Annotated in this window: 22 protein-coding genes and 1 other RNA gene; 4 read left to right on the top strand and 19 right to left on the bottom strand. The window is 66.4% G+C overall.

The features are described from left to right. Positions 1–7 precede the first annotated feature (7 nt). From murD to dapF, 17 genes are all read right to left on the bottom strand, one after another. Complete coding sequence (gene murD, locus F9Z44_RS03825) at positions 8–1,774, bottom strand: UDP-N-acetylmuramoyl-L-alanine--D-glutamate ligase (protein WP_159603751.1); 1,767 nt, start codon at positions 1,772–1,774, stop codon at positions 8–10. A gap of 5 nt (positions 1,775–1,779) precedes the next feature. Next, positions 1,780–2,958, bottom strand: a complete 1,179-nt coding sequence (gene mraY / locus F9Z44_RS03820; RefSeq protein WP_159603749.1) for a phospho-N-acetylmuramoyl-pentapeptide-transferase — start codon at positions 2,956–2,958, stop codon at positions 1,780–1,782. Next, entirely contained in the window at positions 2,948–4,366 is a 1,419-nt protein-coding gene (locus tag F9Z44_RS03815; protein ID WP_159603747.1) for a UDP-N-acetylmuramoyl-tripeptide--D-alanyl-D-alanine ligase, read from the bottom strand. Before F9Z44_RS03815 ends, mraY begins: the two co-directional genes overlap by 11 nt. Further along, positions 4,363–5,874: a UDP-N-acetylmuramoyl-L-alanyl-D-glutamate--2,6-diaminopimelate ligase gene (locus tag F9Z44_RS03810; protein ID WP_159603745.1), complete on the bottom strand. Its 1,512-nt coding sequence runs from the start codon at positions 5,872–5,874 to the stop codon at positions 4,363–4,365. The genes F9Z44_RS03815 and F9Z44_RS03810 overlap by 4 nt, the downstream gene beginning before the upstream one ends. After that, entirely contained in the window at positions 5,874–7,607 is a 1,734-nt protein-coding gene (locus F9Z44_RS03805; RefSeq protein ID WP_159603743.1) for a peptidoglycan D,D-transpeptidase FtsI family protein, read from the bottom strand. The genes F9Z44_RS03810 and F9Z44_RS03805 overlap by 1 nt, the downstream gene beginning before the upstream one ends. Then, positions 7,604–7,897, bottom strand: a complete 294-nt coding sequence (gene ftsL, locus F9Z44_RS03800; protein WP_159603741.1) for a cell division protein FtsL — start codon at positions 7,895–7,897, stop codon at positions 7,604–7,606. Before ftsL ends, F9Z44_RS03805 begins: the two co-directional genes overlap by 4 nt. Then, positions 7,894–8,820 (bottom strand): 16S rRNA (cytosine(1402)-N(4))-methyltransferase RsmH, encoded by a 927-nt coding sequence (gene rsmH, locus F9Z44_RS03795; RefSeq protein ID WP_159603739.1) that lies wholly within the window; start codon positions 8,818–8,820, stop codon positions 7,894–7,896. Before rsmH ends, ftsL begins: the two co-directional genes overlap by 4 nt. Before the next feature lie 5 nt (positions 8,821–8,825). Next, positions 8,826–9,251: a division/cell wall cluster transcriptional repressor MraZ gene (mraZ, locus tag F9Z44_RS03790; protein WP_056270695.1), complete on the bottom strand. Its 426-nt coding sequence runs from the start codon at positions 9,249–9,251 to the stop codon at positions 8,826–8,828. Between the two features lie 316 nt (positions 9,252–9,567). After that, positions 9,568–10,902, bottom strand: a complete 1,335-nt coding sequence (gene hslU / locus F9Z44_RS03785; protein WP_159603737.1) for an ATP-dependent protease ATPase subunit HslU — start codon at positions 10,900–10,902, stop codon at positions 9,568–9,570. Beyond that, positions 10,902–11,447: an ATP-dependent protease subunit HslV gene (gene hslV / locus F9Z44_RS03780; RefSeq protein WP_159603735.1), complete on the bottom strand. Its 546-nt coding sequence runs from the start codon at positions 11,445–11,447 to the stop codon at positions 10,902–10,904. The genes hslU and hslV overlap by 1 nt, the downstream gene beginning before the upstream one ends. A 100-nt stretch (positions 11,448–11,547) precedes the next feature. Further along, positions 11,548–13,392 (bottom strand): STAS domain-containing protein, encoded by a 1,845-nt coding sequence (locus tag F9Z44_RS03775; RefSeq protein ID WP_159603733.1) that lies wholly within the window; start codon positions 13,390–13,392, stop codon positions 11,548–11,550. Between the two features lie 50 nt (positions 13,393–13,442). Next, positions 13,443–14,465: an RNA polymerase-binding protein DksA gene (gene dksA / locus F9Z44_RS03770; protein ID WP_328793963.1), complete on the bottom strand. Its 1,023-nt coding sequence runs from the start codon at positions 14,463–14,465 to the stop codon at positions 13,443–13,445. 397 nt (positions 14,466–14,862) lie between these two features. After that, positions 14,863–15,942 (bottom strand): CobW family GTP-binding protein, encoded by a 1,080-nt coding sequence (locus F9Z44_RS03765; RefSeq protein WP_159603729.1) that lies wholly within the window; start codon positions 15,940–15,942, stop codon positions 14,863–14,865. Between the two features lie 90 nt (positions 15,943–16,032). Then, positions 16,033–17,217: a class I SAM-dependent rRNA methyltransferase gene (locus F9Z44_RS03760; RefSeq protein WP_159603727.1), complete on the bottom strand. Its 1,185-nt coding sequence runs from the start codon at positions 17,215–17,217 to the stop codon at positions 16,033–16,035. Between the two features lie 31 nt (positions 17,218–17,248). Beyond that, positions 17,249–18,223 (bottom strand): tyrosine recombinase XerC, encoded by a 975-nt coding sequence (locus tag F9Z44_RS03755; protein WP_159603725.1) that lies wholly within the window; start codon positions 18,221–18,223, stop codon positions 17,249–17,251. A 6-nt stretch (positions 18,224–18,229) separates the two neighbouring features. Next, positions 18,230–18,913: a DUF484 family protein gene (locus tag F9Z44_RS03750; RefSeq protein ID WP_159603723.1), complete on the bottom strand. Its 684-nt coding sequence runs from the start codon at positions 18,911–18,913 to the stop codon at positions 18,230–18,232. 24 nt (positions 18,914–18,937) lie between these two features. Then, positions 18,938–19,813, bottom strand: coding sequence for a diaminopimelate epimerase (dapF, locus tag F9Z44_RS03745; RefSeq protein ID WP_159603721.1), 876 nt, complete (start codon positions 19,811–19,813; stop codon positions 18,938–18,940). Between the two features lie 67 nt (positions 19,814–19,880). Here dapF and F9Z44_RS03740 point away from each other — a divergent pair, with 67 nt between their 5' ends. Both F9Z44_RS03740 and F9Z44_RS03735 read left to right on the top strand, forming a co-directional pair. After that, positions 19,881–21,602: an MBL fold metallo-hydrolase gene (locus F9Z44_RS03740; protein WP_159603719.1), complete on the top strand. Its 1,722-nt coding sequence runs from the start codon at positions 19,881–19,883 to the stop codon at positions 21,600–21,602. A 10-nt stretch (positions 21,603–21,612) separates the two neighbouring features. Then, positions 21,613–22,419: a metallophosphoesterase family protein gene (locus tag F9Z44_RS03735; RefSeq protein WP_159603717.1), complete on the top strand. Its 807-nt coding sequence runs from the start codon at positions 21,613–21,615 to the stop codon at positions 22,417–22,419. Between the two features lie 42 nt (positions 22,420–22,461). Here F9Z44_RS03735 and rnpB read toward each other — a convergent pair. Continuing rightward, an RNA gene (gene rnpB / locus F9Z44_RS03730) (RNase P RNA component class A) lies at positions 22,462–22,852 on the bottom strand. 112 nt (positions 22,853–22,964) lie between these two features. Here rnpB and F9Z44_RS03725 point away from each other — a divergent pair. Together F9Z44_RS03725 and F9Z44_RS03720 are read left to right on the top strand one after the other, a co-directional pair. Beyond that, positions 22,965–24,824, top strand: a complete 1,860-nt coding sequence (locus tag F9Z44_RS03725; protein ID WP_159603715.1) for an NAD(P)/FAD-dependent oxidoreductase — start codon at positions 22,965–22,967, stop codon at positions 24,822–24,824. 76 nt (positions 24,825–24,900) lie between these two features. Next, on the top strand, positions 24,901–25,611 hold the full coding sequence (locus F9Z44_RS03720) for a glycine zipper 2TM domain-containing protein (RefSeq protein WP_236574241.1): 711 nt from the start codon (positions 24,901–24,903) through the stop codon (positions 25,609–25,611). 75 nt (positions 25,612–25,686) lie between these two features. On the opposite strand, the gene htpX is transcribed toward F9Z44_RS03720, so the two are convergent. Further along, positions 25,687–26,556 (bottom strand): protease HtpX, encoded by an 870-nt coding sequence (gene htpX, locus F9Z44_RS03715; protein WP_159603713.1) that lies wholly within the window; start codon positions 26,554–26,556, stop codon positions 25,687–25,689. Between the last annotated feature and the right edge of the window lie 28 nt (positions 26,557–26,584).

Raw genomic sequence — 26,584 nt, 5'->3', positions numbered from 1 at the left:
TTTTTCTTCACAGGCCGCCCTCCAGGCTCATGCCACGCTCGGTGGCCAGCGCCCCGACCGCGTCCACGAACACGCGCGCACGGTGCTCGTAGTTGTCGAACATGTCCAGGCTGGCACAGGCTGGCGACATCAACACCGCGTCGCCCGAGCGGGCCTGTTGCGCAGCGAGCGTGACGGCCTCGGCCAGCGTGGTGGCGTCCACCTGGGGCACCTGCGCCTGCTCCAGGGCATCACCCACCGCCGCGCGGATGCGCCCGGCGTCGCGGCCGATGTAGACCACGGCGCGGGCGGAGCGCGCCAGCGGCGCGGCCAGCGGCGCGAAGTCCTGCCCCTTGCCGTCGCCCCCCAGGATCACGACCAGCCGGCGCTCGGCGCCCAGGCCGTTCACCGCAGCCAGCGTGGCGCCCACGTTCGTGCCTTTGCTGTCGTCGAAATACTCGACCTCGTCGATGATGGCCACTGGCTCCACGCGGTGAGGCTCGCCGCGGTACTCGCGCAGGCCATGCAGCATGGGACCGAGCGCAGCGCCGGTGGAGGTGGCCAGGGCCAGCGCGGCCAGGGCGTTGGCGGCGTTGTGGCGGCCGCGGATGCGCAGCGCATCCACGGGCATCAAGCGCTGGAAGTAGATTTCCTCGGCTTCATCGGAGGCGCGAGCGCGCTTGCGCGTCTCGTCCAGCGCCAGGGCACGCACCAGCCAGGCCATGCCGTTGAGCGACTCGATGCCCCAGTCGCCGGCGCGGGTGGGGGTGTCCAGGCCGAAACTGGCCCAGGGCCGGGCGCTCTGCTGGCGGTTGCGGTTGCCCACCTTCACCGTCACCAGGCGCGGCTGCAGGGCCATGACCTGAGGATCGTCGCGGTTGAGCAGCATCAGGGCCTGCGCACCGAAGACAGCGGCCTTGGCCTGCGTGTAGGCGGCCATGCTGCCGTGCCAGTCGAGATGGTCCTCGGTGATGTTGAGCACGCTGGCGGCCGTGGGCACAAGATCCCATTCGCCGCCGGCCGCTCCATCGAGCTGGAAGCTGGAGAGCTCCAGCACCCAGACGCGCGGCAGGTGCGCGGGCTGCGGTGCTTGGACGGGAGGCGGCACGAGCATGGCCGGGCCGTCTTCATCGGCCTCGGCGGCCGGCACGGGCGCGTCCTCGTCAGCAGGCTCGGACGCCTGGACAACGTCCATCCCGGCGTCGGCCACAGGGGCGACCGCCACCGGCGCTTCGGCCAGCGCCTCGGCCGCGGCACGCTCGTCATCGGCCTGCTGGGCCACGGCTTCGGTGTCGAGCGCGGCAGACAGCACATCCAGCAAGGTCGGTCCGATGTTGCCCGCCATGGCCACGGACACGCCGGCACGCCGCAGCAACAAGGTGGTGAGCGAGGTCACGGTGGTCTTGCCGTTGGTGCCGGTAATGGCGAGCACCCTGGGTTTGTAAGGAAGGCGCTCGCGCTCGGCCAGACTCTTCAGGGCCCGGGCAAACAGGCCCAGCTCGCCGAGCACCGCCACGCCGTGGGCCTGCGCCCAGCCGAACACCGCTTCCAGCGACGCGGGCGCCAGTCCCGGGCTGCGAGCGATGAGCGTCCAGCCGCCGCGCGCCATCAGCGTCTCGTCAAAGGCGCCGCTCACGAAGCTGGCCTGCGGGCACTCGGCCTGCAAGGCGCCGAGCTGCGGGGGCTGTTCGCGCGTGTCGGCCACGGTCACGTTCGCACCCTGGCGCGCGCACCAGCGCGCCATGGCCAGGCCGGAGGCGCCCAGGCCGAGGATGAGGACGTGCTGGTCGTGCATGGTGTTCAGCGCAGCTTCAGGGTGGACAGACCCACCAGGCACAACAGCATGGTGATGATCCAGAAGCGCACGACGACCTGCGTTTCCTTCCAGCCCTTTTTCTCGAAGTGGTGGTGCAGCGGTGCCATCTGGAACAGCCGGCGACCGGTGCCGTAACGGCGCTTGGTGTACTTGAACCAGGTCACCTGCAGCATGACCGAGAGCGCCTCGACCACGAAAATGCCGCCCATGATGGCCAGCACGATCTCTTGCCGCACGATGACGGCGATGGTGCCCAGCGCGCCGCCGAGCGCCAGCGCGCCCACGTCGCCCATGAAGACCTGCGCCGGGTGGGTGTTGAACCACAGGAAGGCCAGGCCCGCGCCGGCCATGGCGGCGCAGAAGATCAGCAGTTCGCCCGCGCCGGGGATGTGCGGCAGCAACAGGTATTTCGCGAACACCACGTTGCCGGTGACGTAGGCGAACACGCCCAGCGCGGAGCCCACCATCACCACCGGCATGATGGCCAGGCCGTCCAGGCCATCGGTGAGGTTCACCGCGTTGCTCGAACCGACGATGACGAGGTACGTCATGACCACAAAGCCGAACACACCCAGCGGGTAACTGATCTCTTTGAAGAAGGGCACGAGCAGGCCGGCTTGCGGCGGCAGGTCGAGCGTGAAGCCCGACGACACCCAGGCGAAGAACAACTGCAGCACGCGCAGGTTGCTGGTCTCGGACACGCTGAACGCCAGGTAGAACGCGGCGACCAGACCGATGAGCGATTGCCAGAGGTACTTCTCGCGCGAGCGCATGCCCTCGGGGTCCTTGTGCACGACCTTGCGCCAGTCGTCCACCCAGCCGATGGCACCAAAGCCCAGCGTCACCAGCAGCACGATCCACACGAAGCGGTTGGACAGGTCGAACCAGAGGATGGTGGAGACCGCGATGGAAAACAGGATCAGCACGCCGCCCATGGTGGGCGTGCCGCCCTTGCTGATGTGGGTCTGCATGGCGTATTCGCGGATCGGCTGTCCGATCTTCAGCGCGGCCAGGCGGCGGATGAAGTACGGACCGGCGGCCAGCCCCATGAGCAACGCGGTGAGCGCAGCCATGACGGCGCGGAACGTGAGGTACTGGAACACCCGCAGAAAACCGAAATCGGGCGACAGGCCTTGCAGCCACAGGGCCAGGCTAGGCAGCATGGGCGTTGTCCTTCTTGTTGTCGTGTTGTGCGGGATCGAGCGCCAGCAAGGCCTGCACCACGCGTTCGGTGCGCATGAAGCGCGAGCCCTTGACCAGCACGCTCTGGAACACCGGGCGGTCGTCGCTCACGGCGGCGCACACCGCACCGGCCATGGCGGGCACCTCGTTCCAGTGCGTGACGGCGGGCCACACAGGCGCGGCCTGGCGCATCCAGTCGCCAGCCACGTGCACAGCTTCGATGCCACGATCGCGCGCGTGGCGCAACACCTCTTCGTGAAAGGCCAGGCCTTGTTCGCCCACTTCGCCCATGTCGCCCAGCACCAGCAGACGGGGGGCGGGCAGTTCGGCCAGCACGTCGATGGCGGCGCGCACCGAGTCCGGGTTGGCGTTGTAGGTGTCGTCGATCAGGGTGAGGGTGCGTCCGTCGATTTGCAGCGCCAGCGCGCGCGAGCGGCCGCCCACCGGCTCGAAGGCATCGAGCCCGCGCACCACGGCGTCCAGCGTCACGCCAGCGGCCAGCGCGCACGCCGTGGCGGCCAGCGCATTGCGCACGTTGTGCCGGCCAGCGATCTTCAGGTGCACCGTGCCCTTGCCCGCGGGCGAGGTGAAGCACAGCGTCCAGGCGCCATCCTGCCAGTCGGCCTTGACGGCCGCCACATCGGCGGCTGGGTCGCTGTCGCTGAAGGTGACGACGCGGCGGCCGGCGGCCAGACCGCGCCACAGCGGCGAATACGCATCGTCGGACGGGAACACGGCCACGCCGTCGCCCCCCAGCGCCTGGATCACCTGGCCGTTTTCCAGCGCCACGGCTTCCACCGTGGCCATGAACTCCTGGTGTTCGCGCTGCGCGTTGTTCACCAGGGCCACCGTGGGCCGGGTGAGGGCGGCGAGTTCGGCGATTTCGCCGGGGTGGTTCATGCCGAGCTCGACCACCGAGAGCTTGTGCGACGCGTTCAGGCGCAGCAGCGTGAGCGGCACGCCGATTTCGTTGTTGAAGTTGCCCTGCGTGGCGTGGGCCGCGTCGACCACCGCGGCGCGCAGGATGGACGCGATCATCTGCGTCACGGTGGTCTTGCCGTTGCTGCCGGTCACGGCGATCAGCGGCAGATGGAACTGCTGGCGCCACAGCAGCGCGAGTTCGCCCAGCGCGCGGCGCGTGTCGGGCACCTCCACGCCGGGCAGGCCGGCCCCGGCCAATCCGCCGTGGGCGATGGCGGCCACCGCGCCCTGTGCAGCCGCCTGCGGCAGGAAGTCGTGCGCATCGAAACGCTCGCCCTTCAAGGCAACGAACAGATCACCGGGCTGCAGGCTGCGGGTGTCGGTGTGCACGCGGGTGATGGCCACGTCAGGATGGCCCACCACGCGGGCGCCATCGAGCTGGGTGAGCAACTGGCCGAGCGTCTTCATGCGTGGACTCCCTGCGCCGCGCGCCGGGTCAGGGCGTGGCGCGCCTGAACAAGGTCGGAAAACGGCCTCTTCACCCCCATCACGTCCTGGTAGTCCTCGTGACCTTTGCCGGCGATCAACACCACGTCCGGGGCTTGCGCTCGCGCCACGGCCATCGCGATGGCGGCTGCGCGGTCGGGCTCGACCAGGGCGGCACCGGGGTGGGACAGGCCCGCGACCATCTGGCCCAGGATGTGGATGGGGTCTTCGCTGCGTGGGTTGTCGCTGGTGAGCACCGCATGGGCGGCTTCGCGCTCCGCCACAGCGGCCATGATCGGGCGTTTGCCGGCATCGCGGTCACCGCCGCAACCCACCACCACCCACAGCGCGCCGCCGCGTCGGGCCGCCAGCGGCTGCAGGGCCTGCAGCGCTTTTTCCAGGGCATCGGGCGTGTGAGCGTAGTCCACCAGCACCAGTGGCTGGTCGGTGGCGGCGGTGTCGGCCTGCTCCATGCGGCCGGGCACCGGCGTGAGCGCTCCGCAGGCCTTCACCGCTTGCTGCAGCGACACACCGAGGGCCCGCGCCGAGGCGAGCACGCAGAGCAGGTTGGACACGTTGTAGCGCCCCACCAAAGGCACCTGCAAGGCGTGGCGATCCAGCTCGACGCCCTGCAGGTCTCGCTCGACGACGTTGAAGGTCATGCCGGCGTGGGTGAAGGCGATCTCCACGGCGCTCAGGCGGGCAGGCTGCTCGATGCCCACGGTCCACAGGTCCAGGGCATGTGAGGTCAGACGGGTGGCCAGCTTGCGGCCCTGAGCATCGTCGGTGTTCACCACCGCGCTGACCAGACCGGGCCAGTCGAACAGCGCATCCTTGGCGGCCCAGTAGGCGTCCATGCTGCCGTGGAAGTCGAGGTGGTCCTGGGTGAAATTGGTGAACACCGCCACGCGCACCTGCGTGGCGTTCAGGCGGCCTTCGACCAGGCCGATGGACGAGGCCTCAATGGCGCAGGCTTTCAGTCCCTCGCCAACGAACTGGCGCAATTGCTGCTGCAGCATCACCGGGTCGGGCGTGGTGAGACCCGTGGGCACCAGGCCCGAGCCGGGCTGGCCCATGCCCAGGGTGCCCACCACGGCGCAAGGCCGTGCACACACCGAGAGCAACTGCGCCGTCCACCAAGCGCAGGACGTCTTGCCATTGGTGCCGGTGATGGCCAGCACATCGAGCGCGGCGCTCGGGTGGTCGCAATACCCGCTGGCGATGGCGCCAGCCAGCGCCTTGAGGCCGGGCACGGCCAGCACGCGCGCATCGTCCAGACCAAACGCTTCAACGCCCTCCAGCTCGACCAGCGCGGCCACGGCGCCCGAGGCCAGCGCACCGTTCACATAGCGACGCCCGTCGGTGGCCGCGCCGGGCCAGGCCACAAAACCATCACCCGGCTGCAGGCGACGGCTGTCGCACTGCAGCGCGCCGGTGACTTTGGCGCGCAACCACGCCGCGATGTCCTGGGGCTGGTCCAGCGTCTTCATCAGAACGATTCCTCGACCACTTCGGTGACGATCTGCGGCTTCACGCTCATGTCGGGCTGCACACCGAGGATGCGCAAGGTCTGCTGCACCGTTTCGCTGAACACCGGTGCGGCCACCAGACCGCCGTAGTACTGGCCATTGCTGGGCTCATCGACCATCACGGCCACCACGATGCGCGGTGCCTCCACCGGCGCCAGCCCCACGAAGAAGCTGCGGTATTTCCTGTCGGCGTAGCCCTTGCCTTCCTGTTTGCGCGCGGTGCCCGACTTGCCGCCCACCGAGTAGCCCATGGTCTGCGCGCGCGATCCGGTGCCACCCGGGCCCGCGGCCATCTGCAGCATGGCGCGCACCGCGACCGCGTTCTTCTCGCTGAACACGCGCACACCACCCACCGGCTCCTCGGCCTTCTGCAGCGTCACCGGGATCAGTTCGCCATCGCGCGCGAAGATGGTGTAGGCCTGCGCCAACTGGAACAACGAGGCCGAGAGGCCGTAGCCGTAGCTCATGGTGGCCTGCTCGATCGGGCGCCAGGACTTGTAGGGGCGCAGGCGACCGGTCACGGCGCCGGGGAACGGCACCTGCGGCTTCTGCCCAAAGCCCGCCTGGGCATAGGTTTCCCACATCTCGCGCGGGCTCATCTGCATGGCCATCTTGACCGTGCCCACGTTGCTCGACTTCTGGATCACCTGCGACACCGTGAGCACATCGTTCGGATGCGAGTCACTGATCGTGGAACCACCGATGGTGATGCGGCCCGGCGCGGTGTTGATGGGCGTGGTGGGCGTGACCATGCCCTTGTCCAGCGCCAGGCTGATGATGAAGGGCTTCATGGTCGAGCCTGGCTCGAAACTGTCGGTGAGCACGCGGTTGCGCAACTGCTCGCCACTGAGGTTCACGCGCCGGTTGGGGTTGTAGCTGGGGTAGTTGGCCAGGGCGAGCACCTCGCCGGTTTGCGTATCCAGCACCACCACGCTGCCCGCGCGCGCCTTGTGGGTCAGCACGGCTTCCTTGAGCTTCTGGTAGGCGAAGTACTGCACCTTGCTGTCGATCGAGAGCTGCAGGTCGGGGCCATCCACGGGCGGCACCACGTCGCGCACGTCTTCGACCACGCGGCCCAGACGGTCCTTGATGACGCGGCGCGAACCGTTCTTGCCCGAGAGCTGCTGATTGAATGCCAGCTCCACACCCTCTTGCCCGCGGTCTTCCACGTTGGTGAAGCCCACCACGTGTGCAGCCGCTTCGCCCTCGGGGTATTGGCGCTTGTACTCACGGCGCTGATAGACGCCCTTGATACCCAGCGCCGCGATCTCCTTGGCCACAGGCTCGTCCACCTGCCGCTTGATCCACACAAAAGTCTTGTCGTCCACCAGCAAGCGCTTGCGCAGCTCGGCCAATGGCATGTCCAGCAGCTTGGCCAGCTGGCGCAGCTTGGGGTCGGCGCGGTCCACGTCTTCGGGAATGGCCCAGATGCTTTGCGCCACCACGCTGGAGGCCAGGATCAGGCCGTTGCGATCCAGCACGCGGCCGCGGTTGGCCGGCAGCTCCAGCGTGCGGGCAAAGCGGACCTCGCCCTGGCGCTGGAAGAAGTCGTTGCCGAACACCTGCACATAGGCAGCGCGAGCGGCCAGGCCTGCAAAGGCCACCGCCAGCGCGGCCACGATGAACTTGCTGCGCCACACCGGCGTCTTGCTGGCCAGCAGCGGACTGGCGCTGTAGTTGATGCTGCGGCTCATCTGGCGCCCTCCGCCGGCGCTGCAGGCTCGAACACCGTCACGTATTGCGTGATGCCGGGTGTGACCGGGCGCATCTGCAGCTGGCGCGTGGCAAGCTGCTGAACGCGGGCGGGCGTGGCCTGCGCGCGCTTTTGCACCTGCAGTTGCTCGTGTTCGGCATCGAGCTTGCGCGACTGCGCCTGCGCCTTGTCGAGCGCGGCATACAGGCGGCGCGACTCGTACTGGGTGTGCACCAGGTAGAACGCACTGGCGATCACGGCGAGCAGCAGCACGAGGTTGAGTCGGATCACGGTGCAGCCTCGGTTCTTTCGGCCACGCGCATCACGGCGCTGCGCGAACGCGGGTTGCCCTTGACCTCTTCGTCCGACGGCATCACACGCTTCAAGCCGCTCAGCGCCATGGGCGCAGGCTCGGCAAACGGCACGCGACGGTCCACCACGGCGCGCGAATGGCGCGCCATGAACTGCTTGACCATGCGGTCTTCGAGCGAGTGGAAGCTGATCACCACCAGTTTTCCTCCGGGACGCAACACCTGCAGGCTGGCCTCTAGCGCTTGTTGCAGCTCTTCAAGCTCGGCGTTGATGAAAATCCGAAAAGCCTGAAATGTGCGCGTTGCAGGGTCCTTGCCCGGCTCGCGGGTTTTGACCGCGCCAGCCACGACTTCGGCCAGCTCGCGGGTGGTTCGAAAAGGGCCCCGTTCCTGTCGGCGACGATCAATCGCCTTTGCAATCGGTTGAGCAAACCGTTCTTCGCCATATTCACGGATGACCTCCGACAGGGTTGAGACATCGGCTGTTTCCAGCCACTGAGCCACGCTCTGGCCGCGCGTGGTGTCCATGCGCATGTCCAGAGGGCCATCGTTGCGAAAAGAAAAACCCCTCTCGGGGTCGTCGATCTGTGGCGAACTCACGCCGAGATCCATGAGCACACCGTCCACGCTGGCCGCCCCCAGCTCGCCGAGATTGCAAAACCCCTGATGACGCACTGCCAGGCGCGCATCGATGGCGGCCAGGGCCTGCGCCGCCTCCACGGCTTGCGGGTCCTTGTCGAAGACGGTCAGCCGCCCTTGACGGGACAGCTGCTCGAGGATGAGACGCGAATGACCCCCGCGCCCGAAGGTGGCGTCGACGTAGTGGCCGTCCGGGTTGATCGCCAGTGCTTGCACGGCCTCGTTCAACAGGACGGTGTGGTGAATCCATGCGCCTTGCACCATCGCCCTTAGAAAGAGAAGTCCTTGAAGACATCGGGCATGTCGGCCTTCATGGCTTCGGCTTCCTGGGCCGCATACACCTGCGCGTCCCACAGCTCGAAGTAGGCGCCCATGCCGAGCAGCACCACGTCCTTGCTGATGCCGGCGGCTGCGCGCAGCTCGGGCGAAACGAGCACACGGCCTGTGCCGTCCATCTCCACATCCATGGCGTTGCCCAGAAAAATGCGCTTCCACCACTGGGCCTGCATGGGCAGCGAGGCAATGCGATCGCGGAACTGCTCCCACGCGGTGCGCGGGAAAATCATCAGGCAACCGTGGGGGTGTTTGGTGATGGTGAGCTGACTCGCACCCGCGCTCAGGACGTCACGGTGCCGGGTGGGCACCGAGAGCCGACCCTTGGCGTCGAGACTGAGAGAAGAAGCACCCTGAAACACCGCGATCAATCCTTGGAAAACACTTTTCACCACTTAAATGCACTTTTTTCCACTTTATCAGGAAAACCAAGGCGTGCAACTCAGCGGATGGAAATTTTTTCCAATGAAATCAACCACTTAGGATACATTTTGAAGCTGTTTGAGCGTCAAAAATGCATTAAAAGCAAGCACTTACAACCGGCTCTGAATGTGATGCTTCAAAACCCTGCCGTGTCCGGGGTCGTCCAGACGGGTGCGTAGAGGGAGATAGGCCGACCAACGGCGCGCGTTGGTGGCCTTCGTCGTCATCGGACCGCGTCCAGGCCCGGACGCGCGCTCAAAGGATGTAGCGCGAGAGATCTTCGTTGCGGCTGAGCGCAGCCAGGCGCCCGTTCACGTAGGCCGCATCGATGGTGATGGTCTGGCCTTGCAGCTTCGTTGCATCAAAACTCACCTCGTCGAGCAGGTGCTCCATCACGGTGGCCAGGCGGCGCGCGCCGATGTTCTCGGTGCGTTCGTTCACATCGCAAGCAATCTGCGCGAGCTGGCGGATGCCTTCGGGCGAAAACTCGAGCGCCACACCCTCGGTGGCCAGCAGCGCCTGGTACTGGCGCACCAGCGAGGCATGGGTCTGCGTGAGGATGGCCTCGAAATCGTCGACCGACAGCGACTGCAGCTCCACCCGGATGGGAAAGCGGCCTTGCAACTCGGGAATCAGATCGCTCGGCTTGGCCAGATGGAACGCGCCGCTGGCAATGAACAGGATGTGGTCGGTCTTGATCACGCCGTACTTGGTGGTCACGGTCGTGCCCTCCACCAGCGGCAGCAAATCGCGCTGCACTCCCTGACGGGACACCTCGGCACTGCCGGAGTCGCTGCGCGAGGTCACCTTGTCGATCTCGTCGATGAAGACAATGCCGTTCTGCTCCGCGTTGTGCAACGCACGCGTCTTGATCTCGTCTTCGTTGACCAGCTTGCCCGCCTCTTCGTCAATCAGCAGCTTCATGGCCTCACCGATCTTGAGCTTGCGGGTCTGGCGTTTGCCAGCGCCGATCTGGCTGAACATGCCACGCAGTTGCTCGGCCATGTCCTCCATGCCGGCCGGACCCATGATTTCCATGGTCGGGCGCGTCTCCAGCAGATCGATCTCGATCTCCCGCTCGTTCAGGTCACCTTCGCGCAGCTTCTTGCGGAAGTTCTGCCGAGCGGTGCTCTCGGGCAGTGGCACCACATTGGTCACCGGCTCCGCACCTCGGGCCGGCGGGATCAAGATATCGAGAATGCGGTCTTCGGCGGCATCTTCGGCGCGCACGCGCTGCTTGCGCATTTCCACTTCGCGCGTCTGCTTGATCGCGATTTCGGCGAGGTCGCGGATGATGCTGTCCACGTCCTTGCCCACGTAGCCAACCTCGGTGAACTTGGTGGCCTCGACCTTGATGAACGGGGCGTCGGCCAGCCGCGCCAGGCGGCGCGCGATTTCGGTCTTGCCCACGCCGGTCGGACCGATCATGAGAATGTTCTTGGGCGTGATCTCGGGCCGCAATTTTTCATCGACCTGCTGACGCCGCCAGCGGTTGCGCAGTGCAATGGCCACGGCTCGCTTTGCACCCTTCTGGCCGATGATGAAGCGGTCCAGTTCCGAGACGATTTCCTGGGGGGTCATTGAAGACATCAGAGCACCTCCACCGTGTGGTTCATGTTGGTGTAGATGCAAAGCTCGCCTGCAATGCCCAAGGATTTGCGCACGATCTCTTCAGCGCTGAGTTCGGTGTGGTCCAGCAGGGCCTTGGCCGCCGCCTGCGCATAGGCACCACCCGACCCGATGGCCACGATGCCGTGTTCGGGCTCCAGCACATCGCCGTTGCCGGTGATGATCAGCGAAGCGCTCTGATCGGCCACCGCGAGCATGGCTTCCAGACGGCGCAGCACTCGGTCGGTGCGCCAGTCGCGCGTGAGCTCGATGGCCGCTCGCACCAGGTGGCCCTGGTGCTTCTCCAGCTTGGCTTCAAAGCGCTCGAACAGCGTGAAGGCATCGGCGGTGGCGCCGGCAAATCCGGCCAGCACCTTGTCGTGGTGCAGCTTGCGCACCTTGCGGGCCGTGCCCTTGACGACGATGTTGCCCAGCGTGACCTGCCCATCACCGCCGATGGCGACCTGCATGCCCTCGGGCGTCTGGCGGCGCACGCAGATGATGGTGGTTCCGTGAAATGATTCCATGGTCTTCAATTGGGGTTGATCCGGGGCCCTGCAACAGCGCCCGGTTCCGCTGTTTGAAACAACGTGTAGGACCTGCCTTACACGACCCGAGCCGTGCGGATCAGTCGTTGCGGACCACGACCTTGGCGTACTCGGTGATGCCGATGACGTGGAAAAACGCCGACACCAGGCGGTGGGCATCCACGAACTGCACCAGGCGGCGTTCGGCGTGGTGTTGAGACACCCAGTTGAGCAAGGTGCCTGCGGCAGAAAAATCCACCCGGATCAGGTTGCGGCAGGAAATGATCAGCACGTCGGCGCCCATCAGGCGGCGTTCGAGCATGTCCAGCGTGCCCTGCGGGTCGCCACGGATCTCTCCCGAGAGCTCCACCAGACCCAGCTGGTTGAACTCAGATGATTGTCCTTCGAGCACCGATTCGCCCGGATAGACCGACGGTACCGCCTCCAGAACGGCTTCGCCCAGGACGGACTGCCCTGCGTCATCCGTGCGATCGACCGCGATGGACGTCACATGGCAACGTGGCCTCTCCCAGCCGGGAGGGGACACTTCATAGGTCACGCAGAAGTCCAGCGCGGTCAACTCGAATTCGTCGGGCCGGTTCATCACGCGAAGCACGGCCATGCGCAGCTCCCACCAGAGCTGCTCGACGTCGCGGCGTCCCGAGGGCGTGTAGTTCTTGAGCAGGTCGCGAAAAACAGCCGAGCCCAGGAAGCGCAACTCCACATCCTGGTCACCCCATAGCGTGAAGATGCCCAGCAAGGCACGCGCCGCCTTCAGGTCCATGGACTCCATGGGCGTCCAGTCAAGGACCCAGGGCTGTTTGGCACGCAGCAAGATGTTTTGCAAGGTTCCCACCGCGTGGGCATCAAGCTCAGCCTCGCTGACCCAGACCGCCCGGTTGTTGCTGGCGGTGGGCGTGAAGGTCTTGCCGGTCATGGACGACACGGTCTCGGGCATGTCGTACCACTGGGGGGCCGACCGGTTGAACCGGTTGACGAAATCGACGGCACGGCTTTCGAACGAGGCCAGCTGACCCGTGGCCCGGTACAGGTCGAAAAGGGCAAGCCAGTCGTCGATCTCGTCAACCTTGGAGCCACCTTCGCCCAACACCTCCATGAGTCCCTGCTCGGCGCCGGCGTCATCGCCGTTGGCGAAACGGATGGCGGCCTCCTCGACATCAGGATCCTGAACGATCTCCTGCACATCGAGCGAGTAGAAATGGGACGCAGAAAAACCGCCGCCACGGGAATTCGAGCTGGAGAGCTCGCTGGACTGCGTCGGCGCCATCAGGCCGGTGCGCGACGGGGTGACAGGCGTGACCTTGCTGCTCAGGCTCTCCGTGACCTCCCGGGTCTGTGCAGCGGGATTGCGTGCGCCCGAAGCCTGGGTGGCAACCGAAGAGGCCGGTGCGTTCACGGGCAGGGGTGCGGGCTCGGTCTCGTCGTACTGCGCCTTGCGCTGACGCGCCACGGCATCAGGCGCAGCGCGCACCACCGGCATGTTTTCCTTGGTCTTGAGCGGCGTGCCGCCCGTGCTGTGGGCGCCGGTGTTGAGACTGGATCCGGTGCTGACCAATGAGTCCGGGCCCTTGGTCTTCCACCACTGCATCGACATCTGGGCTTCGATCTCGTCGATCTTCTTCAGTGTCTCGGCACGGTCGTCTGGCTTGGAGGGCAGGCTGCTCTGGAAGAACGAAGGCCTCATGCCCGGCCCCTCGGGGCTCGTGCCCTCGCGGCTGCGAATCTTGCGCAGCATGTCGAATTCGCGCTTGCGCACGAAGTCGTTGCGGCGCTTGCGCTCGATCATCTCTTTGAGCGCTGCCTTGCTGTACTCACTTTCCCGATCGGCCTGACGGGTGTCCAGATCGGCCCAGCTCGTGGTCGGGTGGCGCACGAACTTCACCACCTTCGAGAGGAAGCCGCCGTTGGAATCGTCCTTGGACATGGATCAGTGGTTGCCGGAGATGGTTCGGGATCGGGCTCGGTGGAAGGGGCTCAGTCTCCGAACATCTTCTGCTTGAGCTCACGCCGCTGCTGGGCTTCGAGCGACAGGCTGGCGGTGGGGCGGGCCATGAGGCGACCAACGCCGATGGGCTCACCGGTTTCTTCGCAATAGCCGTAGTCACCGGAGTCGATGCGCACGATCGCCTGTTCGATCTTCTTGAGCAGCTTGCGCTCGCGGTCACGGGTGCGCAGCTCCAGGGCGTGCTCTTCTTCAATGGTGGCGCGATCGGCAGGATCGGGCACCACCACGGTGTCTTCACGCAGGTGCTCGGTGGTCTCACCGGCGTTGGCCAGCATGTCGGCCTTGAGTTGCGAGAGCTTGCGGCGGAAGTAGGCCAACTGCAGATCGCTCATGTATTCGCTGTCAGGCATGGCTTGCACGTCCTGATCGGTCAACTGATCAGCAGGCAGGGTTTTCCAGTTGTTGGCCCGCTTGGGGTCCTTCTGGATGGATGAGGGGACGGGAGGGGTCATGACGGCACGTTCGTTCGTGTGGGAAAAAGTCGCTTTCGCGGCATCGGGTGCGTGGGTCGGCACCACCGCAGCCTGGGTCATCTGCTCCATCATGACTTTCTTGGCGGCCCGCTTGCCCAATGGGCGAGGCGTGGGTTCAACAACCACGGGGGCCGGTGCCGGGGCGCGCTTGGCGCTGGCAACTTTGGAGACAGGGGCGGCAGATGCCGCCCGGGGAGCAGAAGTGGTCACGGTGGGAACAGCCGCCTTGGCGGCGGGCTGTGCCTTGGATTTGGCGGTACTCGCCGGAATGGGCTTGACCGCGGGTGTGCGGGAAGGCGTGGGCTTGCTCGCAACCGTGGGCTTGCCCACGGGTTTGGCTGCGGCTTTCGCGGGAGGCGAAGCGGTTTTCTTGGACGGTGCGGGTACTTTCGATGGGGCAGCTGCCTTGGCCACGGGTTTGGAGGCGGCCTTCACGGGCAATTTGGCCGCCACTTTCGCGGCGGGCTTGGGAGACGGTTTGGCCGCTGCTTTCGCCGGTACCTTGACAGCCGGCTTCACAGTGCTTTTGGCAGCAGGCTTTCGCGCCACAGACACCAAGGCCTTGGTCGCCGGAGTGCGCCCCTTCGTGCCCGCAGCGGCGGGCTTGGCTGATTTCGCTGACTTGGTAGCCGGGGCTTTCACAACGGGTCTCCTCTCAGTGCCTGACGGTGCTTGATCCGGGTCCGGTGTGCGGGATGGGGCCGCATCAACCTGTGTCGGCGTGGCCGACGGATGTTTGGTTATACCCTTACCGGAACCGGGGCTCAGCCGCTGGCGAGCACCTGTCGTGGAAGACCGCCGGGCCACCGGCATGGGGCGCGATTGTAACGAGGTGGCAGCGGCGCTACCGGAATCCGGTCGGGAGGGGAAACCCAGGCGTTGGAGAAGCGAGACAAACAGCACGGTTGCGCGGACGTCAGACCAGGCTCTGGTCGAGGCCCTGTTCCAGGATGTCGCGCGGCAGGTCGATGCCGATGAAAACCATCTTGCTGGTTCGCTGCTCACCTTCGGCCCATGGCGGGCCAAGATCGCTGCCCATCAGCTGGTGCACGCCCTGGAAGATCACCTTGCGGTCCGTGCCCTCCAGATCGAGCACGCCTTTGTAGCGCAGCATGCGCGGGCCGTAGACCTGCACGATGGCGCCCAGGAAGTCTTCGAGCTTGGCGGGATTGAACGGCCGGGTCGCGCGGTAGACGAAGCTCTTCACGTCATCGTCATGATGATGGTGGTGGTGTCCCTGCCCTTCGTGACCATGGTCGTGATCGTGCTGGTGCGACGGGTGGTCGCAATGCTCGCTGTGAGCATGGTCGTGGTGCTCGTGGCCATGATCGTGCTCGTCGGCCTTGAGGAAATCGGGGTCGATGTCGAGCTTGGCGTTGAGGTTGAAGCCGCGCAGATCGAACACTTCCTTGAGTGCCACCTCGCCGAAATGCACCGGACGCATGGGGGCGCGCGGGTTCATGTGCTTGAGGCGGTGCGTCAGCGCATCGAGGTCTTCGTCGCTGACCAGATCGGCCTTGCTGATGAATATCTGGTCGGCAAAGCCGACCTGGCGGCGCGCCTCCTGGCGATCGTTGAGCTGCTGCGCGGCGTGCTTGGCGTCCACCAGGGTGAGGATGGAGTCCAGCAGGTACTGCTCGGCCACCTCATCGTCCATGAAGAAGGTTTGCGCCACCGGGCCGGGATCGGCCAGGCCGGTGGTTTCGATCACCACGCGGTCGAAATCGAGTTCGCCCTTGCGCTTCTTCTCGGCCAGGTCGTGCAGCGTGGCGCGCAGATCGTCGCGGATGGTGCAGCAGATGCAGCCATTGCTCATCTGGATGATGTTTTCGGTGGTGTCGGCCACCAGGATCTCGTTGTCGATGTTTTCTTCACCGAACTCGTTCTCGATCACCGCGATCTTCTGGCCATGCGCCTCGCTGAGCACGCGCTTGAGCAGCGTGGTTTTGCCCGAGCCGAGGAAGCCGGTGAGGATGGTGGCGGGGATGAGGGACATGGCGGGCGCGACGGTGTCGGTGATGAGCAATCGGGTGGGCAATCGGAAGAAGCGCGCAAGTGTATGCGAGCCCTCCTCGGCCTGCACACCCTACTGTTTTTTCATGACAACGAGTCCCTTGAGGTACTCGCCCTCGGGGAAATTCACTGTCATTGGATGGTCGCTGGCGCCACCCAGGCGCTGCAAGATCGCGCCGTCCACGCCAGCGTCGAGCCCGGCCGAGGCCACGATCTTGTGGAAAAGCTCCACCCCGACGCCGCCGGAGCAGGAAAACGTGAACAGCACGCCGCCGGGCGCGAGCAGCTTGAACGCCAGGCGGTTGATGTCCTTGTACGCGCGGGCGGCACGTTCGGCGTGTGCCACGGTGGGGGCGAGCTTGGGCGGGTCGAGCACGATGGCGTCGAACTGGCGGCCCTCGGCCACGAACTGGCGCAGCGAGGCGTTCACGTCGGCATCCATGAAGGTGCCGCGTGCGGCGTCAAAGCCGTTGAGCGCCACATTGGCCGCGGCCTGCTGCAAGGCAGGGGCCGACGAATCGATGGAAGTGACGTGCTTCGCACCACCGGCCAGCGCGGCCACGGTGAAGCCGCCGGTGTAGCTGTAGCAGTTGAGCAGGTGCTCAAACTTCAGGCGATGCGCGTACTGGCTGCAAACCAGGCGGCTGTCGCGCTGGTCCAGGTAAAAGCCGGTCTTGTGGCCCTGGGCGATGTCCAGGCCGAGCTGCCAGCTGTGTTCGCGCAGCACCAGCGCGGTGGGGCCGGTGCCGCGCAGCCAGCCAGTGACCTCGGGCAGGCCTTCGAGCTTGCGGCTGCTGGTGTCGGAGCGCTCGTACAGGCGCGCACAACCAGTGAGTTCGATCAGCGCATCGGCAATCACCGCCTTGTGCCGCTCCACGCCGCAGGCTGTGAACTGGGCCACCAGGGTGTCGCCATAGCGGTCGACGATGAGGCCGGGCACGCCGTCGGACTCGCCGTGCACCAGCCGCACGCCGTCGCTCTCGATGCCCAGCCGTGTGCGCAGCGCGATGGCGCGCGCCAGCGTGGCGCGGAAGAAGTCGGCATCGATGCGCTGGGCTTCGTCAAAGCTCCAGGCGCGCACGCGGATGCTTGATGCGGGCGAGAACGCTCCCCAGGCGAGAAACTGCCCCTCGGCACTCTCCACCCGCACGGTTTCGCCCGCATCGCCGCCGCCTTTGGCGATGGCGCCGTCGAACACCCAGGGGTGGCGGCGCAGGAGGGATCGGTCTTTGCCGGGCTTGAGGCGGATGGTTTTCATGCGGGTATTGTCGGCCCCGCCCCGAGCGCTCTCAGCCCTTGGACGGTTTGCCCTTGGCGTGGGCGCGCGGGTGCGCGGCGTCGTACACCTTGGCCAGGTGCTGGAAATCCAGCCGGGTGTAGACCTGCGTGGTGCTGATGCTGGCGTGGCCCAGCAACTCCTGCACCGCGCGCAGGTCGCCGCTGGACTGCAGCACATGGCTGGCGAACGAGTGCCGCAGCATGTGCGGGTGCAGCGGCGTGGCCAGGCCCGCCAGGCGCGAGCGGCGCTTGAGGCGCACGCGGATGTGTTGTGGGGTGAGGCGCTGGCCGCGTGAGCCGATGAACAGGGCGGCGTCGGTGCCCGCCCAGACCTTGCGTTGTTCAACCCAGCGTGCCAGCGCCGCCAGCGCGGCCTGGCCCACCGGGACGCTGCGCCGCTTCGAGCCTTTGCCCAGCACGTGCGCCTCCCCGCCCTGCGCATCGATCCAGCCGCGCGCGTGTCCACTGGCCGCCACGTCCAGCCCGACGAGCTCTCCAATGCGCAGGCCGCAGCCATAGAGCAGTTCGGTGATGCAGGCGTCGCGCGCTTCCAGCGCTGGGTGGTCGGCCTCTTCCACGTGCGTGGCGAGCTGCACCGCTTCGTCCACGCCCAGCGCCTTGGGCAGCGGCTTGCCGGCCTTGGGCGCGCGCACGTCCTGCACCGGGTTGTGCCCCATGAGGCCCTGGCGGCCCAGCCAGACATAGAAACCGCGCCAGCCCGAGAGGATGAGGGCGATGCCGCGTGCGCTGCGCCCGGCGCTGTGCATCTGCGCGATCCAGCGGCGAATGTGGGCGTTTTGAACCTCCCTGAGACCGACCCGGACCTCGGTCGCGTGGGCGGTGAGGCGCTGGAGATCCAGCGTGTAAAGCACCACCGTGCGCTCGGCCAGGCGCTTTTCCACCGTCACATGGTTCAGGTAGGCCTGCACCAGCTCGGCATCGTCACCCGTCGGGGTGGCGGAGGTGGCGCGCACCGGCAGGTTCATGAGGCGTTATTCGGGCCTAAGGCGGGACAAGGCCGCGCTGGTGATTTCGCCAATGCGCTCCAGGAAATCGGTGCCCATGTCGCTTGCAAAGCGCTGCGGGTCGGCCGAGGCCAGCACCAGCATGCCGAACGCCTGCGGCGAAATGCCGGCGCGCAGGGGAATGAGCGCGAGCGAGGCGGCGCTCGATGGATCGTCCAGCCAGCCTGCGGCTTCCAGCCCGGGGTTGGCACCGCAGTACGGCCGGGTGAGGGACGAGGCAAAGGCCTTCACGTCGTCGCTGGCGCCTTGCGCAAACAGCTGGTCTTCAAACGCCGGCGCCACGCCCCAGACCTTGATGGCCACCTGGGGCACCATGAACTGGTTGGCGATTTCGCGCACCGCCACCACCGGCAGATCGACTGGCTCGCGCGTGAGCAGCAGCGCACGGGTCCAGAGCTGCAGTTTGTCGGCGATGGTGGTGTTTTCGTGGCCGTTGCGGATCATCTCGGCCGCCTTGAGCTCCAGCCCCTTGATCTTCTCGCGCAGCATCTCGGCCTGGCGTTCCTGCAGGCTCACCGCCCGGTGGCCATGTGGGCTGGTGAGCTGCACGGCGGCCAGCAGGCTGGCGTGGCGCTCGAAGAAATCGGGCGTGTTGGCCAGGTAATTGGCGATGTCGTCTTCGGTGATGGGTGGGATGCTGTTGGTGTTCATGGGTCGGTGGGGTCGGGGCTGGGGTCAGCCGATGTCGGGAATGTCGATCTCGCCTTCAAACACGGTGGTGGCCGGGCCGGTCATGAACACGGCGTTGTCGTGGCGGTGGCTGTCCTGCCATTCGATGGTGAGCACACCACCCTGGGTGTGCACATCGACGCGTGCATTGAGCAGGCCCAACCGGATGCCAGCCACCACCGCAGCGCAGGCCCCGGTGCCGCAGGCCAGGGTTTCGCCCGCCCCGCGCTCGAACACACGCAGGTTCACTTGCGTGCGGCTGACCACCTGGAGAAAGCCGGCATTGACGCGCTGGGGAAAGCGCTCGTGCCGCTCGATCAAGGGGCCCCAGGCCTGCACGGGCGCACTCTTCACGTCGTCCACCAGCTGCACCGCGTGGGGATTGCCCATGGACAACACGGCCACCGGCACATCGCCTGCGTAGGGCAACGCCAATGGCCACAGCTCGAAGTTGCCCATGGGCTGGGGCTGCAGGTCGTGGGCATTGAAAGGCACGCGGTCCAGCGCGAACACGGGTGGACCCATGTCCACGGTCACCCGGCCGTCATTGTGGGCGTGCAGCTCCAGCTCGCCATGGGCCACCTTCACCCGCAGCGGATTGCGCTGGCTCAGTCCCTTGTCGTGCACGAAACGCACAAAACAGCGCGCGCCGTTGCCGCAGTGCTCCACCTCGCCGCCATCGGCGTTGTGGATCACGTACTCGAAGTCCACCCCGGGCTCGATGGAGGCCCGCACGCTGAGAATCTGGTCGGCACCCACGCCGAAGTGCCGGTCGGCGAGGAAGCGGTATTGGGCCGCGGAGAGGCCCAGTCGGCCACGCGTCTCGTCGAGCACCACGAAGTCGTTGCCCGCCCCCTGCATCTTGGTGAATCGAATGTGCATCGGGCAATTATCGGCGCTGACCCGCAGGCGATGCCACAAGCACGCCGCCATCCCCCAAAATGCCGCCATGGTCAGACCCACCCAACTCCTGCATCCCCAACGCCCACCCGTCCCGCTGCGCGCGGCGGCCACCGTCCTGTTGCTGCGCGACAGCACCGATCCGGCCCACCCCGGCATCGAGGTCTTGATGACACGCCGATCCATGACGGCAAGCTTCGCGCCGGGGGCCTTCGTGTTTCCTGGCGGTGGCATCGACGCGGCGGATGCCCAGTCCCACGGCATCTCCACGCGCCGCACCACGCAAAGCGAACTGCATCTCACACAGGCCATTGCAGCCATCCGCGAGAGCTTTGAAGAGCTCGGCGTGCTGCTGGCGCGCCGGGCCGATGGTTCGCCAGTGGATGACAGCGACATCGCGACACTGGACCGCCACGCCCCGTTTGCGGCCCAGTGCCAGGCGAAGGGCCTCACGCTGGACGGCGCGCGTGTGTTCGTGCTGGCCCACTGGATCACCGACCGCGACCTGCCGCGGCGCTTCGACGTGCCCTTCCTCGTGGCCCGCATGCCCGAAGGCCAGGCCCCGGTTGCCGACGAGGCCGAGCAGTTCGAGCCGGTGTGGGTGCGTGCCGCCGATGCACTGGCGCGCCACGAGGCCGGCACCTTCTTCATCATCTTTCCCACCATCCGCACGCTGGAGCGCTTGCGGGGATATGCCTCGGTGCAGGAGGTGCTGGACGCGTGTGCCGTGAACGATGAACCGCTGTGGACCAGTTGCCCGCGCGCCGGCATCACGCACGGTGCGGAATCCCGCCACATGGAACACGAGCCGCCTTTTGGCGAACTCGCCCTGGTCTGCCCCGACGGTCACATCGCGCACAGCCTGGACTGGCAACACGAACAGCCCGTGCCGCTGCTGAGAAACGTGCAGCGCCTGACCGCACCCAACCCCGGCTTCATGACCGGACCGGGCACCAACAGCTACGTGGTGGGCGACCCGGCCAGCGGCCATGTCGTGATCGATCCGGGTCCGGACGACCCGGCGCACATCGATCGGCTCTGGCGCGCCGCCGGTGGCCGCATACAGGCCATCGTCTGCACCCACTCACACCCGGATCACTCGCCCGGCGCCCCCCGGCTTCAGTCCCTGTGTGTGGCCGCCGGACTGGAGCGCCCACCCATCCTGGGACTGCCCAGTCAGCCGACTGCGCGCGAGAACAGCCGCTTCGTGCCCGAACGCTCGCTGGCCGATGGCGAGCAGATCGTGCTGCTCGGGCAGTCGGGCGAATCGACCGTCTCCCACACGCTGGAAGTGGTGCACACCCCCGGCCATGCGGCCAACCACCTGTGTCTGCTGCTGGTTGAAGACGGCCTGCTGTTCACCGGAGACCACATCCTCAACGGCAGCACCACGGTGATCGACCCACCCGACGGCAGCATGGGTGCCTACCTCGATTCGCTCGACAAACTGTCCGACCGCTGCCGGACCCACGGCGTGGAGTTCATCCTGCCCGCGCACGGCTACGTGCTGGGTGATCTGCGGGCCAGCGCCGAGAACACCAGCGCACCCGCCGAGGGCGGCGCGCTGGTGGCCATTACGCATCTCAAGGCGCACCGGTTGCAGCGCGAGGCCAAAGTGGCGCGCGCCCTGCAGAAAGCGCCTGAAGGCACACCGGACGATTGGGTGCGGCTGGCCTACGACGACGTGCCCGAGCGGCTCTGGCCTGTGGCCAAACGCTCTCTGATGGCCCATGTGGAGCGCCTGCAAAGCCTGGGCGGATTCAACCTCTAGGAGCCGGACGATGAAGCTGGCGATCCTCTCCGACGTGCACGGGAATTTCCCGGCACTCGATGCCGTGATCGCCGACATGGCGCGTCGCGGTGGAGTGGACGAAGTGATCAACCTGGGCAACATGGTCAGCGGCCCCCTGATGCCCTTGCAGACCGCGCACTTTCTGATGCGCCAGACCTGGCTGCAGATCGCCGGCAACCACGATCCCCAGGTGCTGCAGGCGGCCACCGGCGTGCGCAGCGCGTCGGACGCTTTCGCCGCCGCTGAACTCGACGATCCGGCGCGGTGGTGGCTTGCCTCGCTGAACGATTCACTCGATGCGCGCCTGCACACCGGCGAGCTGTGGGCGGATCGCCTCGGTGGTGATGTGGCCATCTGCCACGGCACCCCCCGCAGTCCGGTGGAGTACCTCCTCGAGACGGCCGAGGGAGAAGGCCTGCGCCTGGCGCTGGGCTCCGAGATCGCCGAGCGGCTGGGCCAGCACGTGCCCGCCCGCATCCGACTGCTCGCCTGCGGTCACTCCCACGTCCAGCGGGCCTTGCGCCTGCCGGGCGGCATGCTGGTGGTCAACCCGGGCGCCGTGGGCATGCCGGCCTACGATGTGAGCCGCGCACACCCGCTGTCCAGATACCACCGTGTCGAAAACGGCAGCCCGGATGCGCGGTACGCGATCGCAGAAACCCTGCAAGGCCAATGGCAGGTCGATCTGATCTCGGTTCCTTACGATTTCGAGTCCACCGCGCAACTGGCCATCAAGAACGGCCGGCCCGACTGGGCGCACGCCCTGCGCACGGGCTACATGCCACGGCTGCTCTGAACCTGGGTGTGCCTGTTGCACGCCAGTTGAGCATCGGTATAAGTGTGAAGCGCGCCGTTACGCCGGATTCTGTGCATCCGGAGCCCTCTTGCGAAGGCCCGGATGTGACCGCCATTCATCTGGGCCGGGGGTTGCCCACCCGGCTCGGTGCTACCTACCCGCCAGCTCTCCTCGCGGAACCACGAAGATCTTCAACACGGCGAACCGTGTCGCCTCAGGCTGGCCTATTTGGTATTGCTGCGCGTAGAGATTGCCCGTTTCACCCGAACTGAATCGGCTCGTCTCTGTTGCTCTGATCCTCACCTTAGGGCCTTGCGGCTTGTCGGTGGAGAGGTGTTACCTCCTACGCTGTCCTGTGCAGTCCGGACGTTCCTCCAGCACTCCCTTTCGGGTGCCCTTGCGGGCTTGTGCCAGCGACGGCCTGGCGCGCTTCACCCGCGCATTATCCCGCCTGAAGCCAGCGGTGCCGTCATGACACTCCTGAAGGTGTCAGACAATGCCGGTTTTGTCCTGGACTGCTTGATCGCCACAAGCCAACCTCCGCCATGATCCGACTCTCCGAACTCAAGCTGCCCCTGGCCCAGGTGCCCACCGAGCACCGCCGCGCCGCCGACGCACCCACCGAAACCGACCTCGACCGCGAGCCCCCGCCGCACCCGGTGGACGCGCTGATGCAACTGGCGGCCACCGTGCTCGCCATTCCTGCGTCAGACATCGCGCACCTCCATGTCTTCAAACGCAGTTTCGATGCCCGCAAGGCCGACCTGCTCGCGGTCTACATCGTCGACGTGACGCTGGCCGATCCCGCGCAAGAAGCCGACTTACTGGCCCGCCACGCTGGCAAGCCACACGTTCAGCCCACGCCCGACATGGCCTGGCATCCACCCGGTCAGGCGCCCGCTGGCTGGCCGGCCGACGAGAGCGAGCGCCCGGTGGTGGTGGGTCTGGGGCCCTGCGGTTTGTTCACCGCACTCGCCCTGGCACAGATGGGTTTCAAGCCGATCGTGCTGGAGCGAGGAAAGCCGGTGCGCGAGCGCACCAAGGACACCTGGGGCCTGTGGCGCAAACACGTGCTCAACCCCGAGAGCAACGTGCAGTACGGCGAAGGCGGTGCCGGCCTGTTCTCCGACGGCAAGCTCTACAGCCAGATCAAGGACCCCCGGTTTTTCGGCCGCAAGGTCATGCAGGAGTTCGTTGACGCGGGCGCGCCGACCGAAATCCTCTACACCGCGCATCCGCACATCGGCACCTTCAAACTCGTGCGTGTGGTCGAGGCCATGCGAGAGAAGATCATCTCGTTGGGCGGCGAGATCCGCTTCCAGCACCAGGTGTGCGGCCTCACGCTTTCCAGCGAAGCTGGCCAGCAGCACATCGCATCGCTGAAGGTGCGTCGGCTTGGCGCCGGAGACACGATCGACATGCCGGTGCAGCGCGTGGTGTTCGCTCTGGGCCACAGCTCGCGCGACACCTTCGCGCAGCTGTGGGACGCGGGTGTCTTCATGGAAGCCAAGCCGTTTTCGGTGGGCTTTCGCATCGAGCACCCGCAGGGCGTGATCGACCGTGCGCGCTGGGGCCGCCACGCGGGCCACCCGCTGCTGGGCTCGGCCGACTACAAGCTGGTGCACCACGCGAAAAACGGCCGTGCGGTCTACAGCTTTTGCATGTGCCCTGGCGGCATGGTGGTGGCGGCCACTTCGGAGCCCGGGCGCGTGGTCACCAACGGCATGAGCCAGTATTCGCGCAACGAACGCAACGCCAACGCCGGGCTGGTGGTGGGCATCGAGCCCGCCGACTTCCCGCAAACCTTTCCCCAGGATGTGCCGCTGTGGACCGCGGCCTTCGGTGAATCGGACGGCCAGCGCTACGCCGAACAGGCCGCACAACTCGCCGCCGCTGGCCAGAACCATCCACTGGCCGGCATCGTGCTGCAGCGCGCACTCGAAACCCGTGCCTACCAGCTCGGTGGTGCCACCTACGAAGCCCCGGGGCAGTTGGTGGGCGATTTTCTGGCGCGGCGTCCGTCCCGTGCGCTGGGCGAGGTGGTGCCCTCGTACCAACCGGGCGTGAAGCTGGGCGATCTGGCGCCAGCCCTGCCCGCCTACGCCATCGAGGCCATGCTTGAAGCACTGCCGGTGTTCGGCCGCAAGATCCAGGGCTACGACATGGCCGATGCCGTGCTCACCGGGGTGGAGACCCGCACGTCGGCACCACTGCGCATCACGCGCGGCGACGACTTCCAGAGCCTGAACACGCGGGGGCTGTACCCGGCAGGTGAAGGCGCAGGCTATGCGGGCGGCATCCTCTCGGCGGGTGTCGACGGCCTGAAAGTGGCCGAAGCGCTGGTCCAGGACCTGCTTCAGGACAGGAAAAAATCGACAGATGCCGCAAAAATCCCCGCCTTGTGACGATTCTTTACACGCGGTGCATCACGGGTTGACCGCGCCGTAGCAGACTTCCACCTATCCGCATCAGGAGTTCCCCATGAAATCCCCAGCCCTCATCCCCATCGCGGCCGGCCTGCTCGCTCTGGCCGGCAGTGGCACGGCGCTCGCCCAGGAAGAGCAAGGCCGCGTGATCAGCAGCACGCCCGTGGTGCAGCAGGTGGCTGTACCGCGCGAAGTGTGCAGCGATGAGCGCGTGACCTACCAAGGCCAGAAATCCGGCGCAGGCGCCTTGCTCGGCGGTATCGCCGGCGGAGCTGCCGGCAACGCCATCGGCAATGGCGGTGGCCGTGCTGCGGCAACCGTGATCGGCCTGGTCGGCGGCGCGATTCTGGGCGACCGCATCGAAGGCCCTGGTCAGCCATACACCGAAACCTACCGCCAGTGCGGCACGCAGACGTTCTATGAGAACCGCACCGTGGCCTACAACGTGGTCTATGAATACGCTGGTCGCCAGTACAACGTGCAGACACCGCAGGACCCGGGCCGCTACATCCGCCTGAACGTTTCACCGGTGGACGTCCTTCCCCCGCCGGTCTACAACAGCGCGCCCGTGTACCAGCCTCAGGTGGAGTACTACCCGCAAAACACCCGCATCACCATCGGCACACAGTACTACCCGCGCTACCAGGTCTCGCCAGGGGTGATCTACATCAACGGCTACCGGTCGGGTTACCGGCCCGACGACCGCCGCTACCGGGACGGTCATCGTGATGGCTACCGAGACAACGACCGTTGGGAACGACGGTAAGCCCCCGCGCCACCCGCAGCGTTCCCCCAGCAAAAAAGCGACCCTCGGGTCGCTTTTTTGTTGGGTCAGAGCCCATCAGCTCTGCTGCAAGGCGGCGATGCGCTCTTCGATCGGCGGGTGCGTCGAGAACAACTTGCCCAGGCCGCCGGTGATGCCGAGCGCCTGCATGGTCTTGGGCAGCTCGCCGGGGGTGAGGCCACCCAGGCGGGCCAGCGCGTTGATCATGGGCTGCTTGCGACCCATGAGGCCGGCGGCGCCCGCATCGGCGCGAAACTCGCGCTGGCGGCTGAACCAGGCCACGATGATGGCGGCCAGGAAGCCCAGCACGATGTCCATCACGATGGTGGTGACCATGTAACCGATGCCCGGGCCGCTGCTGTTGCTGTCGCCCTTGCGCAGGAAGCTGTCCACCGCATAGCCGATCACGCGGCTGAGGAACACCACGAAGGTGTTCATCACACCCTGTATCAACGTCATGGTGACCATGTCACCGTTGGCCACGTGCGCCACCTCGTGACCAATCACGGCCTCGACCTCTTCTTTGGTCATGTTCTGCAACAGGCCGGTGGACACCGCCACCAGCGCCGAGTTCTTGAACGCTCCGGTGGCAAACGCATTGGGCGCGCCTTCGAAAATGGCGACCTCTGGCATGCCGATGCCAGCCTTGTCGGCGAAGCGGCGCACGGTCTCCACGATCCAGGCTTCGTCGGACGTCTGCGGCTGGTTGATCACGCGCGCGCCGGTGCTGAACTTGGCCATTGGCTTGCTGATCAGCAGCGAGATGATGGCGCCGCCAAAACCCATGACGAGCGAGAACCCGGCCAGCGCCGTCATGTTCAGGCCGTTGGCCGTGAGGAAGCGGTCCACGCCCAGGATGCGGGTGGTGACCAGCAGCACCGCCATCACGGCGAAGTTGGTCAGGACGAACAGCAGGATGCGTTTCATGGGGACTCCGGGTAGTGTCAAAGACAAC

The sequence above is a fragment of the Hydrogenophaga sp. PBL-H3 genome (assembly GCF_010104355.1).
Lineage (GTDB): Bacteria > Pseudomonadota > Gammaproteobacteria > Burkholderiales > Burkholderiaceae_C > Hydrogenophaga.
The sequence above is the reverse complement of the archived record's forward strand: the minus strand, read 5'-3'. Positions and strand labels throughout refer to the sequence as shown.

Bases quoted from the DNA above. Each gene is read 5' to 3' on its own strand.
- murD (WP_159603751.1), bottom strand. From the start codon at position 1,774: ATGCACGACCAGCACGTCCTCATCCTCGGCCTGGGCGCCTCCGGCCTG.
- mraY (WP_159603749.1), bottom strand. From the start codon at position 2,958: ATGCTGCCTAGCCTGGCCCTGTGGCTGCAAGGCCTGTCGCCCGATTTC.
- F9Z44_RS03815 (WP_159603747.1), bottom strand. From the start codon at position 4,366: ATGAAGACGCTCGGCCAGTTGCTCACCCAGCTCGATGGCGCCCGCGTG.
- F9Z44_RS03810 (WP_159603745.1), bottom strand. From the start codon at position 5,874: ATGAAGACGCTGGACCAGCCCCAGGACATCGCGGCGTGGTTGCGCGCC.
- F9Z44_RS03805 (WP_159603743.1), bottom strand. From the start codon at position 7,607: ATGAGCCGCAGCATCAACTACAGCGCCAGTCCGCTGCTGGCCAGCAAG.
- rsmH (WP_159603739.1), bottom strand. From the start codon at position 8,820: ATGGTGCAAGGCGCATGGATTCACCACACCGTCCTGTTGAACGAGGCC.
- hslU (WP_159603737.1), bottom strand. From the start codon at position 10,902: ATGTCTTCAATGACCCCCCAGGAAATCGTCTCGGAACTGGACCGCTTC.
- hslV (WP_159603735.1), bottom strand. From the start codon at position 11,447: ATGGAATCATTTCACGGAACCACCATCATCTGCGTGCGCCGCCAGACG.
- F9Z44_RS03775 (WP_159603733.1), bottom strand. From the start codon at position 13,392: ATGTCCAAGGACGATTCCAACGGCGGCTTCCTCTCGAAGGTGGTGAAG.
- F9Z44_RS03765 (WP_159603729.1), bottom strand. From the start codon at position 15,942: ATGTCCCTCATCCCCGCCACCATCCTCACCGGCTTCCTCGGCTCGGGC.
- F9Z44_RS03760 (WP_159603727.1), bottom strand. From the start codon at position 17,217: ATGAAAACCATCCGCCTCAAGCCCGGCAAAGACCGATCCCTCCTGCGC.
- F9Z44_RS03755 (WP_159603725.1), bottom strand. From the start codon at position 18,223: ATGAACCTGCCGGTGCGCGCCACCTCCGCCACCCCGACGGGTGACGAT.
- F9Z44_RS03750 (WP_159603723.1), bottom strand. From the start codon at position 18,913: ATGAACACCAACAGCATCCCACCCATCACCGAAGACGACATCGCCAAT.
- dapF (WP_159603721.1), bottom strand. From the start codon at position 19,813: ATGCACATTCGATTCACCAAGATGCAGGGGGCGGGCAACGACTTCGTG.
- F9Z44_RS03740 (WP_159603719.1), top strand. From the start codon at position 19,881: ATGGTCAGACCCACCCAACTCCTGCATCCCCAACGCCCACCCGTCCCG.
- F9Z44_RS03735 (WP_159603717.1), top strand. From the start codon at position 21,613: ATGAAGCTGGCGATCCTCTCCGACGTGCACGGGAATTTCCCGGCACTC.
- F9Z44_RS03725 (WP_159603715.1), top strand. From the start codon at position 22,965: ATGATCCGACTCTCCGAACTCAAGCTGCCCCTGGCCCAGGTGCCCACC.
- F9Z44_RS03720 (WP_236574241.1), top strand. From the start codon at position 24,901: ATGAAATCCCCAGCCCTCATCCCCATCGCGGCCGGCCTGCTCGCTCTG.
- htpX (WP_159603713.1), bottom strand. From the start codon at position 26,556: ATGAAACGCATCCTGCTGTTCGTCCTGACCAACTTCGCCGTGATGGCG.